General features: G+C 72.5%; 10 protein-coding genes. 4 read left to right on the forward strand and 6 right to left on the reverse strand.

Annotation, left to right across the window (positions count from 1 at the left end):
- Positions 1–26 precede the first annotated feature (26 nt).
- A complete protein-coding gene (locus G4D85_RS21425; protein WP_164014814.1) occupies positions 27–2,312 on the reverse strand; it encodes a PAS domain S-box protein in 2,286 nt (761 codons plus the stop codon).
- Positions 2,313–2,476: 164 nt separating this feature from the next.
- On the opposite strand from G4D85_RS21425, the gene G4D85_RS21430 reads away from it, so the two are divergent.
- A complete protein-coding gene (locus G4D85_RS21430; RefSeq protein ID WP_164014816.1) occupies positions 2,477–3,064 on the forward strand; it encodes a DUF2378 family protein in 588 nt (195 codons plus the stop codon).
- 7 nt (positions 3,065–3,071) lie between these two features.
- Here the strand turns inward: G4D85_RS21430 and G4D85_RS21435 are convergent, their stop codons facing one another.
- Positions 3,072–4,070, reverse strand: a complete 999-nt coding sequence (locus G4D85_RS21435) for a S1 family peptidase (RefSeq protein WP_164014818.1) — start codon at positions 4,068–4,070, stop codon at positions 3,072–3,074.
- Between the two features lie 137 nt (positions 4,071–4,207).
- Between G4D85_RS21435 and uvrA the strand changes: the two genes are divergently transcribed.
- From uvrA to G4D85_RS21450, 3 genes are all read left to right on the forward strand, one after another.
- On the forward strand, positions 4,208–9,508 hold the full coding sequence (gene uvrA, locus G4D85_RS21440) for an excinuclease ABC subunit UvrA (RefSeq protein WP_164014820.1): 5,301 nt from the start codon (positions 4,208–4,210) through the stop codon (positions 9,506–9,508).
- Between the two features lie 34 nt (positions 9,509–9,542).
- Complete coding sequence (locus tag G4D85_RS21445) at positions 9,543–10,148, forward strand: glutathione peroxidase (RefSeq protein ID WP_164014822.1); 606 nt, start codon at positions 9,543–9,545, stop codon at positions 10,146–10,148.
- 414 nt (positions 10,149–10,562) lie between these two features.
- Positions 10,563–11,561: a DUF5996 family protein gene (locus tag G4D85_RS21450; RefSeq protein WP_240359422.1), complete on the forward strand. Its 999-nt coding sequence runs from the start codon at positions 10,563–10,565 to the stop codon at positions 11,559–11,561.
- A gap of 7 nt (positions 11,562–11,568) precedes the next feature.
- Here G4D85_RS21450 and G4D85_RS21455 read toward each other — a convergent pair whose 3' ends face one another.
- From G4D85_RS21455 to G4D85_RS21470, 4 genes are read right to left on the reverse strand one after another with little or no spacing between them, the layout of a single operon-like run.
- The gene (locus G4D85_RS21455; protein WP_164014824.1) at positions 11,569–12,147 is read right to left on the reverse strand and encodes a DUF4136 domain-containing protein; all 579 of its coding nucleotides are present in this window, start codon (positions 12,145–12,147) and stop codon (positions 11,569–11,571) included.
- 57 nt (positions 12,148–12,204) lie between these two features.
- On the reverse strand, positions 12,205–12,720 hold the full coding sequence (locus G4D85_RS21460; protein WP_164014826.1) for a hypothetical protein: 516 nt from the start codon (positions 12,718–12,720) through the stop codon (positions 12,205–12,207).
- On the reverse strand, positions 12,717–13,250 hold the full coding sequence (locus G4D85_RS21465) for a zf-HC2 domain-containing protein (protein WP_164014828.1): 534 nt from the start codon (positions 13,248–13,250) through the stop codon (positions 12,717–12,719). The genes G4D85_RS21460 and G4D85_RS21465 overlap by 4 nt, the downstream gene beginning before the upstream one ends.
- Positions 13,250–13,891, reverse strand: coding sequence for an RNA polymerase sigma factor (locus G4D85_RS21470; protein ID WP_164014830.1), 642 nt, complete (start codon positions 13,889–13,891; stop codon positions 13,250–13,252). The genes G4D85_RS21465 and G4D85_RS21470 overlap by 1 nt, the downstream gene beginning before the upstream one ends.
- Positions 13,892–13,979 lie beyond the last annotated feature (88 nt).

Below are 13,979 nucleotides of genomic sequence, written 5' to 3' on the forward strand. Positions count from 1 at the left end.
GGATCAGCCGGGGTGTCCCGGGGCCGTCAGGAAATGGGGGCGCGGCGCAGCCGCTCCTGCACCAGGGACAGCAATTCCCGGCCGGCGAAGGGCTTCTCGATGTGGGGGCTGGGCACCGTCTCCAGGAAGGCGCGGGCCTGCTGCGTCACCGCGCCGCCGGTGAGGAACACCACGCGCAGCGCCTGCTCCGGGTAGCGCTCCTTCAGGGCCGAGTAGAAGTCCATGCCGCTCATGCCCGGCATCATCAAGTCACAGAAGACGACGTCGTAGCGCTCCCCGGCCTCGATTCGCTCCAGCGCCTCCTGCGCGCGCGTGGACAGCGTCACGTCATGGTGGGGCCGCAGCGTGCGCCCCAGCGCGGTGCACACCAGCGGCTCGTCATCCACCACCAGCAGCCGGCCGCGCTTCTCCAGGGAGGGCGGCGGGGGCGCGGGGGTTTCCGGGGCCTTCTGCACCGGCACCGTCGGGTGCAGCAGGACGCGGAAGGTGGAGCCCTTGCCGGGCTCGCTCTCCACGTGGATTTCCCCTCCCAGCGCCGCGACGAGGCTGTGGCAGATGGACAGGCCCAGGCCGGTGCCCACCCCCGGCTCCTTGGTGGTGAAGAACGGGTCGAACAGGCGCGGCAGGTGCTCGGAGGCGATGCCCGTGCCCGTGTCCGCCACCTCCACCACCACGCGGCCGTTGCTCGCCACGCGCGTGGCCACCCGGATTTCGTGCCGCTCCGGCGCGCCGCCGGGAATGGCCTGGGCCGCGTTGACCAGCAGGTTGAGGAACACCTGGCCCAGCCGCGACTCGTTGGCGCGCACCGGGGGCACCTCGCCGAAGTGCTTCACCAGCCGCGCGCGGTGGCGGATTTCCGTGGTCGCCAGGTTCAGCGTGGACTCCAGCACCTGCCGCACGTCCACTTCCACGTTGTCCGTCGAGTCCACCCGGCTGAACGTCTTCAAGTCGCGGACGATGGTGCGCACCCGGTCCGCGCCCTGCTGCGCCTCGGCCAGCGCCGACTGCGCGTCCGACACCGAGCCCACCAGCCTCGGCTCCAGGCCCCGCGCGCCGTCCCCCAGCAGCTCGCCCAGCGCCTCGCGCGCGAAGGCCAGGTTCGCCGAGAGGTACGCCAGCGGGTTGTTGATTTCATGCGCCACGCCGGCCGCCAGCGTGCCCACCGACGCCATGCGCTCGGCGAGCAGCAGCCGGGCCTGCATCTGGTTGCGCTCCGTGAGGTCGTGCGACACGGAGACCACGGAGTCCGTGCCGTCGAAGGGCAGCGGGAAGTGGGTGGACTCCACGTGGAGGAAGGTGCCGTCGCGCCGCAGCAGCCGCCGCTCCTGGGGCGCCGCGAGGCCGGTGCGCAGCACGGCCTCCGACAGGGCGAAGTCCTCCGGGGGGATGATGTCGGAGAGGTGCTTGCCGAGCAGCTCGCGCACGTCCGTGTAGCCCAGCGCGGTGGCCACCTTGAGGTTGGCGTAGCGCACGCGCGCGTCCTTCCCGAAGACGGCCACCAGGTCCGGCAGGCTCTCGATGAGCGTGCGGAAGCTCACCTCCGAGCGCCGCAGCTCCTCCTCGGCGCGCTTGAGCGGGGTGATGTCCGGGAAGAAGGAGATGATGTGCGGCGAGCCCGCGTAGGGGACCAGCCCCATGAAGAGCAGCGTGTGCCGCACCTCGCCCGTGCGGGTGTGGTACTGCGCGTCCACCCCGCGCACCGAGCCGTGCCGCCGCAGCCGCTCCACCACCTGGGAGCGGTCGAAGGGGCGCTCCCACAGGCGCAGCTCCACGGTGGTGCGGCCGATGACCTCCTCGCGCGAGTAGCCGAAGGCCTGGAAGTAGGCCTCGTTCGCCGCCACCACCCGGCCGTCGGTGAGCGTGGTGATGGAGGTGGGGACCGGGGACACCGACAGCATGCTGTCGCGCAGGTCGTCCCCGAAGGGCACGCCCGTGCGCCCCAGGCGGCGGGTGAAGCGCCGCTCGGCCAGGTCCAGCCGCAGCTCCAGCTCCGCCGGGTCCGGTGGCCACGCCAGCACCTCGTCCGCGCCGGCCTCCAGGGCCGCGTGCAGCGAGCCCAGGGCCGCGCGCGGGCCCAGCAGCATCACCACGGCCTCCACCCCCCCGGGCAGGCTGCGCAGGGCGCGCAGCAGGGGGATGGGGGCGGCCGGGGCGAACGCGTTCACCACCACGAGCGCGCAGGCACCCGAGCGCCAGGTGGCCGGCACCTCGGCGTCGCGCGAAGCGGTGACCGCCGTGTGCCCACGCGCCCGCAGCCGGGCCTCCAATGGCGCCAGGTCCACCCCTCCCTGGGTGACGATCAGGACCCGCATGGGACTCCTCGTATGCAAGGGTTCATCGTTGCACGAGCCCCCGGTTGGAAAAAGTGTGGTGTCCTGAGCGTTGGTTGCAGTCCGTTGGAAGCACGGGAGTTGCGGGACTGGTACAGTGGGACCACGGACCGGGGTGTACCGGCGGTGCTGGAGGGGGGAAACGCATGGAGCGGAGGGGACTGAGCGAGCCGGCGACGGAGCCGAGGAAGCCGCCCCCCATGCCCGTGCAGGTTCCACGGCGCAACTTCGAGGGGCTGTTCGTCCACGCGCTGAAGCCCACGGGCGGCTTCGCCCAGTCGCTGCGTGACATCGGCTACGATGCGGACTCGACGCAGGAGTACTACCCCCTGTCGGTGTGGCGCGCGGCGCTGGGGGTGGCCCGGCGCCACGCCTTCGCGGGGCAGTCGCCGGAGTCCGCCAACCGGGCGCTGGGGCACAAGTACGTGGAGGGCTTCGCGCAGACGCTGGTGGGGCGCATCTTCGCCACGGCGGCACCGCTGCTGGGCACGGAGCGCTGCCTGACGCGGCTGCCCACGTACCTCAAGGCGGGGCGCGAGGACATGAAGATGCTGCTGGAGCCGGTGCAGGCGCGTGAGTGGCGCGTGCGCGTGGTGGACCCGGACCCGCTGCCGGACTTCGTGGCGGGCGTGGTGGAGGGCGTGCTGCGCCGCACCCGGGTGACGCCGGAGGTGGAGGTGCAGGAGCGGCAGTCCACGGGCTACGCGCTGCGCGTGCGGTGGGACGGGCCCTGAGGCGGCCCTAGTTGAGGAGCCGCTTGGGCGGTGGCTTCCGACCCGGGGCCGTCGGGGGCCGTGCCTGCAGCCAGCGCTGGATGACGTCCAGCAGCCCGTCGAAGGTGTCGCGCAGGGCCCAGGCCCGGTCATCCGCGTCGGTCAGCTCGACGCAGCGCAGCAGCCCGTCGCGCAGGGCGCGCTGGGCGCCGGGGCAGTCGCCGCGCGCGTCGATGAGCTGCTCGGCGGTGCGGGCATAGAGCCGGTAGCAGGCCTCCACGTCGCCGCGGTTGTAGGCGGGGGCGCCCACGTTGATGGCCTGGCTCAGGGCGCTGCCGATGGCCTCCACCGTGCCGGGCGAGGCGCCCTCCAGCACGCTCAGCGGATGCTGCGGCACCTGGCGCACGCGGCCCGCCCGCCGCCGGGGGCCCTCCAGCACGGACAGCGGCGCCGTGCTGGTGGCGCGCAGCATGGGCATCACATAGCGGGTGGGAATCACCAGCCCCAGCGAGCGGCCATTGGCCAGGGCCGCGGTGGCCACGCCCACCACGGTGCCTCGCGAGTCCAGCACCGGGCCGCCCGAGGACTCCTCGGGAATGGTGCGCGTCAGCTCCAGCAGGGTGAGCCAGTCGCCCAGCACCTGCACCGCGCGCACCTCCTGCGAGCGCACCTCCGGGGCGGGCCTGCCCACCGCGCGCAGCACGTAGACGGTGTCGCCCTCCGCGGGCAGCGGGCCTGGCACCAGCGGCAGCGCGGGGACGATGTCTGGCAGGGGCAGCCGCAGGACGGCCAAATCCCTCCGCTCGTCCAGCGCCACCACCTGCACCACCTCCGAGCGCACGCCGTCGGCCATCACCGCGCCGATGCTGCGCGCGCCCGACACGGCATGGAGGCTGGTGACGAGGTGCCCCTCGGCGGTGGCCACGAAGCCGGACGCGGTGCGGCCCTCCACCTCCAGCACCACCAGGGACGGGGAGGCCAGGACCAGTGCGTCCCGGGGAGGCGTCCTATCGGGGCCCTCGGACATGGTGACCTCCTGGTGTCGCGGGAAGTTCTACTTCTAGCAGCCGCCTGCCCGGCACCCAACCCGGGAGGGGGCCGCTTGGACCTGGGGCCTACTTGGCGTTGGCGTCGAAGTGTCCGTTCGTTAAACCTGCGACCTCCATGCATAAGACTCACCTCGTAGGCGCCCGCACGCACAACCTGAAGGACCTCTCCGTGGACCTCGCGGAGGGGGAGTTCGTCTGCATCACCGGAGTCTCGGGGGCGGGGAAATCCAGCCTGGCGCTGGACACCTTGTACGCCGAGGGCCAGCGGCGCTTCGTGGAGAGCTTCAGCCCGTATGCCCGGCAGTTCCTCGAGCGGCTGGAGCGGCCGCCCATGGACGCGCTCGAGCCGGTGGCGGCCGGGGTGGCGGTGGACCGGCGCGCCCCGGTGAAGAGCTCGCGCTCGACGGTGGCCACGCTGGCGGACGTGGAGCCGTACCTCTCGGCGCTCTTCACGCGGGAAGCGGTGCCTGTGTGCGCCACGTGTGGCGTGGAGGCGGTGCGCACGGACGCGCGCGTGGCGGCGGCGGCCGTCATCCGCGAGCACCCGGACGCGCAGGCCGTCATCACCTTTCCGGTGCGCATCCCCGACACCTCGGCGTTCCTGGACGCGCGGGCGCGGCTGCTGAAGGACGGCTACCACCGGCTGGTGGTGCAGGGCGAGGTGAAGGAGCTGGAGTCCCTGAAGCCCTCCGAGGCCACGGACCCGGCGGGCGTGGCGCGCGTGGTGGTGGACCGGGTGAAGCTGGCGGACGCGCAGCTGTCTCGCGTGACGCAGGCGCTGGAGGACGCGTGGGCGCGCGCGGACGGCGAGGCGCTGGCCTTCATTCCCGGCCAGACGCCCCACCGGCTGCGCCGGGGCCTGGTGTGTCCGAAGTGCGCGAAGGAGTTCGAGCCCGCGCGGCCCGGCCTCTTCAGCTACCAGTCGCCGGTGGGTGCATGCGCCCCGTGTCGCGGCTTCGGCCGCACCATCGGCATCGACTGGGGCAAGGTGATTCCCAACCCGGCGCTGAGCCTGTCGAAGGGCGCCATCCGTCCCTGGTCCGGCCAGTCCACGTCGTGGGAGCGCGGCATGCTCCAGCGCTGGTGCCGGGCGCGGGGCATCTCCATGGACAAGCCCTGGGCGGAGCTGACGCCGGAGCAGCGGGAGCTGGTGCTGGAGGGCGAGGGGGACTACGACGATGGCCGTGCGTACCCGGGCGTGCGCGCGTGGTTCCGGTGGATGGAGGGCCGCACGTACAAGATGCACGTGCGCGTGCTGCTGGCCCGCTACCGCGCCTACTCACTGTGCACCGACTGCGGCGGTGCGCGGCTCAACGAGCAGGCGCGCGCGTACCGGGTGGGCGGGCTGGATTTGCCCTCGTGGCACGGGCTGGAGCTGACGGACGCGCTGGCGCGGCTGGAGGCGCTGCGCACCACCACCGGCCAGGGCGACCTCGCCCGGCGCGAGCTGGCGGGGCGCCTGCGCTACCTGCAGCGGGTGGGCCTGGGCTACCTCACGCTGGACAGGCCCGCGCGCACGCTGTCGGGCGGCGAGGCGCAGCGCGTGTCCCTCACGGCGGCGCTGGGCACGTCCCTGACGGGCGCGCTCTTCGTGCTGGACGAGCCCACCGTGGGCCTGCACCCGGGCGACGTGCCGCCGCTGACGGAGGCCATCGCCGAGCTGGCGGACCGCGGCAACATCGCCCTGGTCATCGAGCATGACCCGCTGGTCATCCGCTCCGCGCACCGCGTGCTGGAGCTGGGCCCCGGCGCGGGGAAGCAGGGCGGGCGGCTGTGCTTCGACGGCACCCCCGAGGCGCTGGCGAAGAAGGCGGACCTGCCCACTGGCCGGCTGCTGGCGGGAAGCGGCGAGACGAAGCGGACGCCGCGCCAGCGCAAGGGCGAGCTGGTGGTGCGGAGCGCGCGCGAGCACAACCTGAAGGACCTGTCCGTGCGCGTCCCGCTGGGCGTGCTGTGCGCGATTACGGGGCCCAGCGGCTCGGGCAAGAGCACGCTCATGGACGAGGTGCTCTACCGGCACCTGGCGCGGCGGCTGGGCGTGAAGGACGTGGAGGCCCCGGGCGCGGTGGAGGCGCTGGAGGGGATGGAGGCGGTGGAGGACGTCACCTTCGTGGACCAGTCCCCGCTGGGGCGCACGTCGCGTGGCAACGCGGCCACGTACACCAAGGCGTGGGACAGGCTGCGTGAGCGCTTCGCCGCGGAGCCGGACGCGGAGGTGCGCGGCCTCACCCCGGCGCACTTCTCCTTCAACGTGGACAAGGGCCGGTGCGAGGCGTGCTCGGGCGAGGGCTACGAGACGGTGGAGATGCAGTTCCTCGCGGACGTGGCGCTGCTGTGCGCGGCGTGCCGGGGCCGGCGCTTCAAGGAAGAGGTGCTCGCCGTCCGCCACCAGGGCTTCAGCGTGGCGCAGGTGCTGGAGATGACGGTGGCGGAGGTGCTCCAGCACTTCGGCGACGACTCGGCCCTCCAGCGCACGCTGGGGCCGGCGGCGCGGCTGGGCCTGGGCTACCTGCCGCTGGGGCAGCCCCTGTCCACGCTGTCGGGCGGCGAGGCGCAGCGGCTGAAGCTGGCGCGCGCGCTGGCCAGCAACGCGAAGGGCACGCTCTTCCTCATCGACGAGCCCAGCGCCGGCCTGCACGCGGAGGACGTGCGCCACGTCATCGCCGCGCTGCACGAGCTGGTGGACCGGGGCGCGAGCGTCCTCGTCGTGGACCACGACGTGTCGGTGATGAAGGGCTCGGACTGGGTCATCGACCTGGGGCCGGTGGGCGGGCGCGACGGCGGCCGGCTGGTGGCCGAGGGCACCCCGGAGGACGTGGCCCGCGCGGACGGCGCCACCGCGAAGGCGCTGCGGGGCGAGCACAAGCCGCTGGGCCGCTCGGTGAAGCTGCGCAAGCCAGGGAAGGACGCGGTGCCCGCCATTGAGGTGGAGCACGCGCGCGAGCACAACCTGCAGGACGTGTCCTGCAGGATTCCGCTCGGGAAGATGACGGTGGTGACGGGGCCGAGCGGCTCGGGCAAGAGCTCGCTGGTGTTCGACGTGGTGTTCGCGGAAGGCCAGCGGCGCTTCCTGGAGACGCTGAGCCCGTACGCGCGCCAGTTCCTCCCCACCATGCCCCGGCCGGACGTGGAGCGCATCGGCTCGCTGCCGCCCTCCGTGGCGCTGGAGCAGCGCACCTCGCGCGCGGGCGCCACCAGCACGGTGGCCACCGTCACCGAGGTGGCGCACTACCTGCGGCTGCTGTTCGCCAAGCTGGGCGAGCCGCACTGCCCGCGCGACGACTCGCCCATCGCATCGACGACGCCGGACGTGCTGTACGCGCAGCTCACCGGCATGAAGGGCGAGGGCACGGTGCTGGCGCCGGCGGTGCGCGCGCGCAAGGGCACGTACCTGGACGTCTTCGCGGCGGCGGCGCGGGGGGGCATCTCCCAGGCGATTGTCGACGGGAAGCTCGCCTCCACGGACGACCCGCCGCGCCTGACGAAGACGCGCGAGCACGACATCGACCTCGTCATGTACGAGGGGAAGCTGGCGAAGCTGCCGCGCGACGTCTTCGACAAGGCGCTGGGCTGGGGCCAGGGCGCGCTGAAGGTGGGCGGCGGGAAGGGTGAGACGCTCCTGTCCACCGAGCGCACCTGCCCGAAGTGCGGCACCGCCGTGCCGGAGCTGGACCCGCGCTGGTTCTCCTTCAACACGAAGCAGGGCCGCTGCGAGTCGTGCGAGGGCACCGGCGTGCAGGGTGGCGCGGAGGCGATGGCCGAGGGTGAGACGGCGCCGTGCCGCACGTGTGACGGCAGCCGGCTGGCCCCGGTGCCGCGCGGCGTGCGGCTGGAGTCCGCGCGCTACCACGAGGTGGTGCAGCAGTCGGTGGCCTCGACGCTGGCGCGCGTGCGCACGTGGAAGTTCAAGGGAGACAGGGCGCTGATTGGCGAGCAGTCCCGTCAGGAGCTGCTGCGGCGCCTGGAGTTCCTGGAGCGCGTGGGCCTGGGCTACCTCTCGCTGGACCGCAACGCGGGCTCGCTGTCGGGCGGGGAGATGCAGCGGCTGCGGCTGTCCGCGCAGCTGGGCGCGGGCCTCACGGGCGCCATGTACGTGCTGGACGAGCCGACCATCGGCCTGCACCCGCGCGACACGCACCGCCTGCTGGACAACCTGCGCGCGCTGGTGGCCACGGGCTCCACGGTGCTGGTCGTGGAGCACGACTCGGACACCATCCGCGCGGCGGACCACCTGTTGGACCTGGGCCCCACGGGCGGGCGCGGCGGCGGGCACATCCTCGCGGAGGGGCCGCCGGACGTGGTGCTGGAGGGGGACTCGCCCACGGCCCAGGCGCTGAAGGCGGCGCAGGTGCGGCCTCCGTCCGGACGTGGCGAGCCGAAGCAGTGGCTGGAGCTGAAGGGCGCGCGCGCCAACAACCTCAAGCGCGTGGACCTGCGGCTGCCGGTGGGGCGGCTCAACGTCGTCTCGGGCGTGTCCGGCTCGGGCAAGAGCACGCTGATTCGTCAGGTGCTGTACCCGGCGCTGCGTGAGGCGCTGGAGCTGGTGACGGTGAAGCCGGGGGCGTTCGACTCGCTGCGCGGGGTGGAGTCCATCAAGCGGGTGCTGTCGGTGGACCAGTCGCCCATCGGCCGCACGCCGCGCTCGGTGCCGGCGACGTTCCTGGGCATCTGGGACGAGCTGCGGCGCGTCTTCGCGGCCACGCCCGAGGCGAAGATTCGCGGCTTCAACGCGACGCGCTTCTCCTTCAACTCGGCGCAGGGCGGCCGGTGCTCGGCGTGCGAGGGGCAGGGCGCCATCTCCCATGAGATGTCCTTCCTGCCGGACGTGGTGACGCCGTGCGAGGCGTGCAACGGCGCGCGCTTCGACGCGGCCACGCTGGAGGTCCGCTACAACGGGCTGAGCATCGGCGACGTGCTGCGCCTGTCCGCCGACGAGGCGAAGGACGTCTTCCGCGCGCTGCCCCGGGTGGCCGCGCCGCTGGAGTGCCTGGCCGACCTCGGCGTGGGCTACCTGCAGCTCGGTCAGGGCTCCAACACCCTGTCGGGCGGCGAGGCGCAGCGGCTGAAGCTGGCCGCGGAGCTGACGGCCACCACGCGCCACGAGCCCACACTCTACGTCCTGGACGAGCCCACCACGGGTCTGCACCTGGGCGACGTGGAGAAGCTGATTACCTTCCTGGGCCGCTTGGTGGACCGCGGGGACACGCTGGTGGTCATCGAGCACCACCCGTCCGTCATCGGCGCGGCGGACCACGTGGTGGAGCTGGGGCCGGAGGGCGGCGAGGAAGGGGGCCACATCGTCGGAACGGGGACGCCCCGGGAGGTGGCGAAGCTGAAGACGCCCACCGGCCGGGTGCTCAAGTCGCTCTTTTCCGGTGAGGACACACGGCCCCGGGCCTCGGCGAGAAGGGCGTGAAACGCGGGAGGCTCTTCGGCATCCTTGCGGCGGCATGAGAACCCTCCACACCCTGACCCTGGCCGCGGCGCTCGCCGTCACTCCGGCGCTCGCCGCGGACACGTCCAAGAAGCCCTCCCCCCCGCCTCCGGCCTCAAAGGCCGAGCCCCAGAGCGAGACGAAACCCATGTCCCTTCATGACTTGTCGGCCAACCGTCTCGACGGGAAGCCCGAGAAGCTCTCCGGCTACCAGGGCAAGGTGGTCCTGGTGGTGAACACCGCGTCCGAGTGTGGCTATACGCCGCAGTACGCGGGCCTGGAGAAGCTGTACCAGGAGTACAAGGACAAGGGCGTGGTGGTGGCGGGCTTCCCCTCCAACGACTTCGGAGGCCAGGAGCCGGGCAGCGCGGAGGAGATCAAGAAGTTCTGCGAGCTGCGCTTCAAGGTCACCTTCCCCATGTTCGAGAAGGTGAAGACGAAGGGTGACGGCCAGTCGCCCGTGTACGCCTTCCTGGCGAAGGACCACCCGGCGCCGAAGTGGAACTTCCACAAGTACGTGGTGGGCAAGGATGGCCAGGTGAAGGCCGCCTTCCCCAGCTCGGTGACGCCGGAGAGCGCCGAGCTCAAGGCGGCCATCGACAGCGCGCTCGCGCAGAAGTAGCTGGTTCGGGCTCCCATGGTGGGCGCTGGGCTGGCTGCCCGCGCCCCGTGGTGACCTCGGCGAGGTGGCCGGCGCTGGCAACCCTGGCTGGAGCCAGGGGCCGCCCAGGCACGCTCCCAAAGCTCCGGGAGGCGAGTGGCCATCCGCTGGCTGCTCATGGCAGGGCTCGTCGCACCCGTCAGTCCTCAGCGCAGCTGCTGCCTGCTCACGAGCGGCTCGTTGGGCCTCGGCGAAGAAGCCGCCTGCTCTGACGGAGCGTCCTCCGCCCATGTCGGGCATCCGTGTGTCGTCTCGGGGACACGCGGGGCCTGTCGCTCCGCTTCCCGTCTTCACGGCGTGCGGCCTCGGGCGGGCCGCATGGCACGGGCGTGGGCGCGGCCTCATCCTCAATGCGGACCTGTGGGGAGGGGCTGCATGGCCTTCGCTTCGACGCCTGGGGTGGACACGCGGGAGGACGCATGGCCGGAGCTGCCGCTGGAGGTGTGGCGGGACAGCTACGCCACGCTGCACCGGTACACGCAGATTCTCGGGAAGGTCAAACTCGCGCTGACGCCGCTGGAGAACCACTTCTGGAACGTCACCTTCCGGGTGGCGGCGCGCGGGCTGACGACGGGGCTCATCCCCTACGGGCACGGCGCTTTCGAGGTGGACTTCGACTTCCTCGCGCATGAGCTGCTCTTCCGCACGAGCCGGGGAGACACGCGGGTACTCGGGCTGGAGTCCCGGCCCGTCGCGGACTTCTACCGGGACGTCATGGCGACGCTGCGCTCGCTGGGCGTCGAGGTGCGCATCTGGGAGACGCCCGTCGAGATTCCCGATGACACCACCCCCTTCGGCGAGGACCGGCACCACGCCACCTACCAGCCGGAGTACGTCCACCGCTGGTGGCGGGCGCTGCTCCAGTCCTCGGTGGTGCTGGAGGAGTTCCGGGCGCGCTTCACGGGCAAGTGCAGCCCGGTGCACTTCTTCTGGGGGAGCTTCGACCTGGCGGTGACGCGCTTCTCCGGGCGCCCCGCGCCGGAGCGACCCGGGGCAGACGTCGTCACCCGCGAGTCGTACTGCGAGGAGGTCTGCAGCGCGGGCTTCTGGCCCGGCACCCCGGAGACGAAGGGGGCCGCCTTCTACTGCTACGCCTCACCGGAGCCGAAGGGCTTCTCCACCGCCAGCGTCCGTCCGTCCGTCGCCGCCTACCCCCCCGCCTTGAAGGAGTACCTGCTGGCCTACGACGACGTCCGGCGCGCCGAGGACCCGAAGGCCTTCCTGCTCGACTTCCTCCAGAGCACCTACGACGCCTGTGCGGACCTGGGCGCGTGGGAGCGGGAGCGGCTGGAGCGGCCGCTGTACGTGCCCAGGCTTCCGAGCGTGGGCCGCGCCGACGAGCCGGCCACGCTGCCCGAGCAGCCCGCGGACTGACGCGGCGTCAGTTCTTCGCGGGCTGGGGCGAGAAGTCCGAGAGGAGCTGGGTGATGGCCTGGTTCAGCCACTCCTGCTCCTCCGCGGGCGTGGACTTCTTGTCCAGGTTCCCCTTGGCGGTGCCGCGCCACACGAGCTTCTTCGTGCTGGCATCCACGATGTCGAGGTCGAGCTCGCCCTTCGAGAACTCGCGGAGGTACGTCCGGGGTTGGGGACGCGGGTTGGGGGTGTCATAGGGACTCTGCATGGGCCCCACGGGAGCGGGGGCGTTATCCACCACTTCGCGGGCCTGCAGGTCGCGGATGGCGCCGCTCCACTTGATGAGGAAGTCCGGCGAGGCGCTGGCCTCCACGCGCTTGTAGCCACGGGCGGTGAGGAATCCGTCCACCGACTTCTCGACGTGCGAGCCCGTCTCCCCGCCCTGGGCGGGCGACCCTCCGGACGCGCGGGGCATCCACGCATAGGTGCGGTAGCCGCTCACGGCCCGCGCGGCACTGCCGTCATGCTGGGTGCTCACGTCGATGCTCGTACAGGCGGCGAGCATCAGGGCCAGGAGCGGAGGAGCGAAGCGGGCGGGCAGGCGCATGGGCGTCTCCGAAGGAGGGGTGTGGCGCTCGCGGAGTCTACCGGGTCGCCGCCGGATTCACTCGACGGGGGGCAGCTCCGGCAGCCTGTGCTTCTTCCATTTGAGCTTTGCCCTCCCTTCAGTACGAGCCAGGGTGAGCGCCAGCTGAGCGCGCTTCGCGGGCGGCAGGTCCTTCGCGAGCGCCTGGTACAGCTCCCGGTCGAGCGCGGCGATGCGCTCCCGTGCCTCGAAGGCGCGCTGGGCCGCTCCGTCCACCTGGGGCAGGGCCGCGCTGTCACCCTGGGCCGCCTGGTGGAGGACGCGGGCGGCGTCGCGCACCTGCTCGCGCAGGGGGCGGCGTCGCGCGTCGAAGCTCTGGAGCGTCTGCTCCATCTTCAGGGCCTGGGCGTTGTCCAGCTCCAGCGCGTCGGACAGCTCCAGCACCTGCCGCAGCCGCTGGCGCTTCTCCATGCGCTCCATGCGCTCCGCGTCGCGAGCCTCCCTGCGCGGCTCCCGCGCGGGCTCCGCCATGGCGACCCAGGGCAGCAACGCCAGCGCCAGCACCGCCATCCGCGTCCGCTTCATCGTCCTCACAGTGTCTCTCCCAGCTCGAAGTCCAGGTCCTCGTCCAGCGCGTCGCCATCCTCCAGCGCGTCCACGTCCTCGTCGAGCGGCTCCAGCCCCGCCCACGCCTCGATGGCGGCCATGGTCTCCGCGTCCACCTCGTCCCCCGTCGGCGAGTCGGCCTCGGACGTCACCGGCGCCGTCACGGTACCGCCGCCCTCGCCCGGGTTGCGGATGAGGCCCGGCACCAGCAGCATCAGCGCCACCACCGCCGCCGCGGCCACCAGCGAGTAGAGCGTCCGCCTCCGCAGGCCCCGGTGCTGCTCGTTGCGCCGCCAGGCCGCCAGCGTGCGCTGGGGCAATTCCTGCACGGTGGCCTTCTCCTCCGGGGTGAGGGGCGGCAGCTCCACCATCCCCAGCACGCCCACCGTCTCGGCGATGGCCTCGCGGCACCCGTCGCACGACTTCACGTGCGCGTGGACCCGGGCGGCCTCCTCGGTCTCCAGGGCTCCCGCGGCGAACACGTCCAGCAGCACCTCGTACTCAGGGCACGCGGCCATCAGCTCGTCTCCTCATTCGCGCCCACCTGCGCCTTCAATCGCTTCACCGCGTGGTGGAACTGCACCTTCGCGTTGTTCTCCGTGATTCGCAGCGTCAGGGCGATGTCCCGGAAGGACAGCCCGCCGTCCACCCGCAGCGTCAGCACCTCGCGCTGGCGCCGGGGCAGGGCCAGCACGGCGGCGCGCACCTGGCGCTCGCGCTCGGCCCGCTCCATTCCCTCCTGGGCCGACTCCGCCGGGTCCGCCGCCACGGGCTCCGCCGCGGACTCCACCAGCATGGGCCGCCACCGCTGTCCCTGGCGGGCATGGTTCTTCGCCAGATTGAGGGCGATGCGCACCAGCCAGGCGCGGAAGGGCGCGGGCCCCGAGGCCGTGAAGCGCGAGAAGACGCGGCGGGACGCCTCCAGCGCGCGCAGGAAGGCGGCCTGCGCCAGGTCCGCCGCGTCCTCGGGGCGGGACACGTAGCGCCGCACCAGCGCGAAGACGAGCGCGCGGTGTCGCTTCACCAACACCTCGAAGGCCGCCGGCTCTCCGTCCAGGAAGGCGCGGCACAGCGTCTCGTCCGAGGCCCGCTCCAGCCCTGGCCGCCCCGGGCGCGAGGGCATCGCCACCACCCGTCCGCCTGTGTCACCCACGCTCACACCCCTCCAACCCCCGGGCGCGAGGAAGGTTATTTTCGGCCCTCCTTCGTGCCGTGTTTTGCGGATAGTGCATGAAATCCAGCATGTT

The organism is Pyxidicoccus trucidator (genome assembly GCF_010894435.1).
GTDB lineage: Bacteria > Myxococcota > Myxococcia > Myxococcales > Myxococcaceae > Myxococcus > Myxococcus trucidator.

Coding starts and splice junctions, on each gene's coding strand:
- G4D85_RS21425 (WP_164014814.1), bottom strand. CDS start 2,312: ATGCGGGTCCTGATCGTCACCCAGGGAGGGGTGGACCTGGCGCCATTG.
- G4D85_RS21430 (WP_164014816.1), top strand. CDS start 2,477: ATGGAGCGGAGGGGACTGAGCGAGCCGGCGACGGAGCCGAGGAAGCCG.
- G4D85_RS21435 (WP_164014818.1), bottom strand. CDS start 4,070: ATGTCCGAGGGCCCCGATAGGACGCCTCCCCGGGACGCACTGGTCCTG.
- uvrA (WP_164014820.1), top strand. CDS start 4,208: ATGCATAAGACTCACCTCGTAGGCGCCCGCACGCACAACCTGAAGGAC.
- G4D85_RS21445 (WP_164014822.1), top strand. CDS start 9,543: ATGAGAACCCTCCACACCCTGACCCTGGCCGCGGCGCTCGCCGTCACT.
- G4D85_RS21450 (WP_240359422.1), top strand. CDS start 10,563: ATGGCCTTCGCTTCGACGCCTGGGGTGGACACGCGGGAGGACGCATGG.
- G4D85_RS21455 (WP_164014824.1), bottom strand. CDS start 12,147: ATGCGCCTGCCCGCCCGCTTCGCTCCTCCGCTCCTGGCCCTGATGCTC.
- G4D85_RS21465 (WP_164014828.1), bottom strand. CDS start 13,250: ATGGCCGCGTGCCCTGAGTACGAGGTGCTGCTGGACGTGTTCGCCGCG.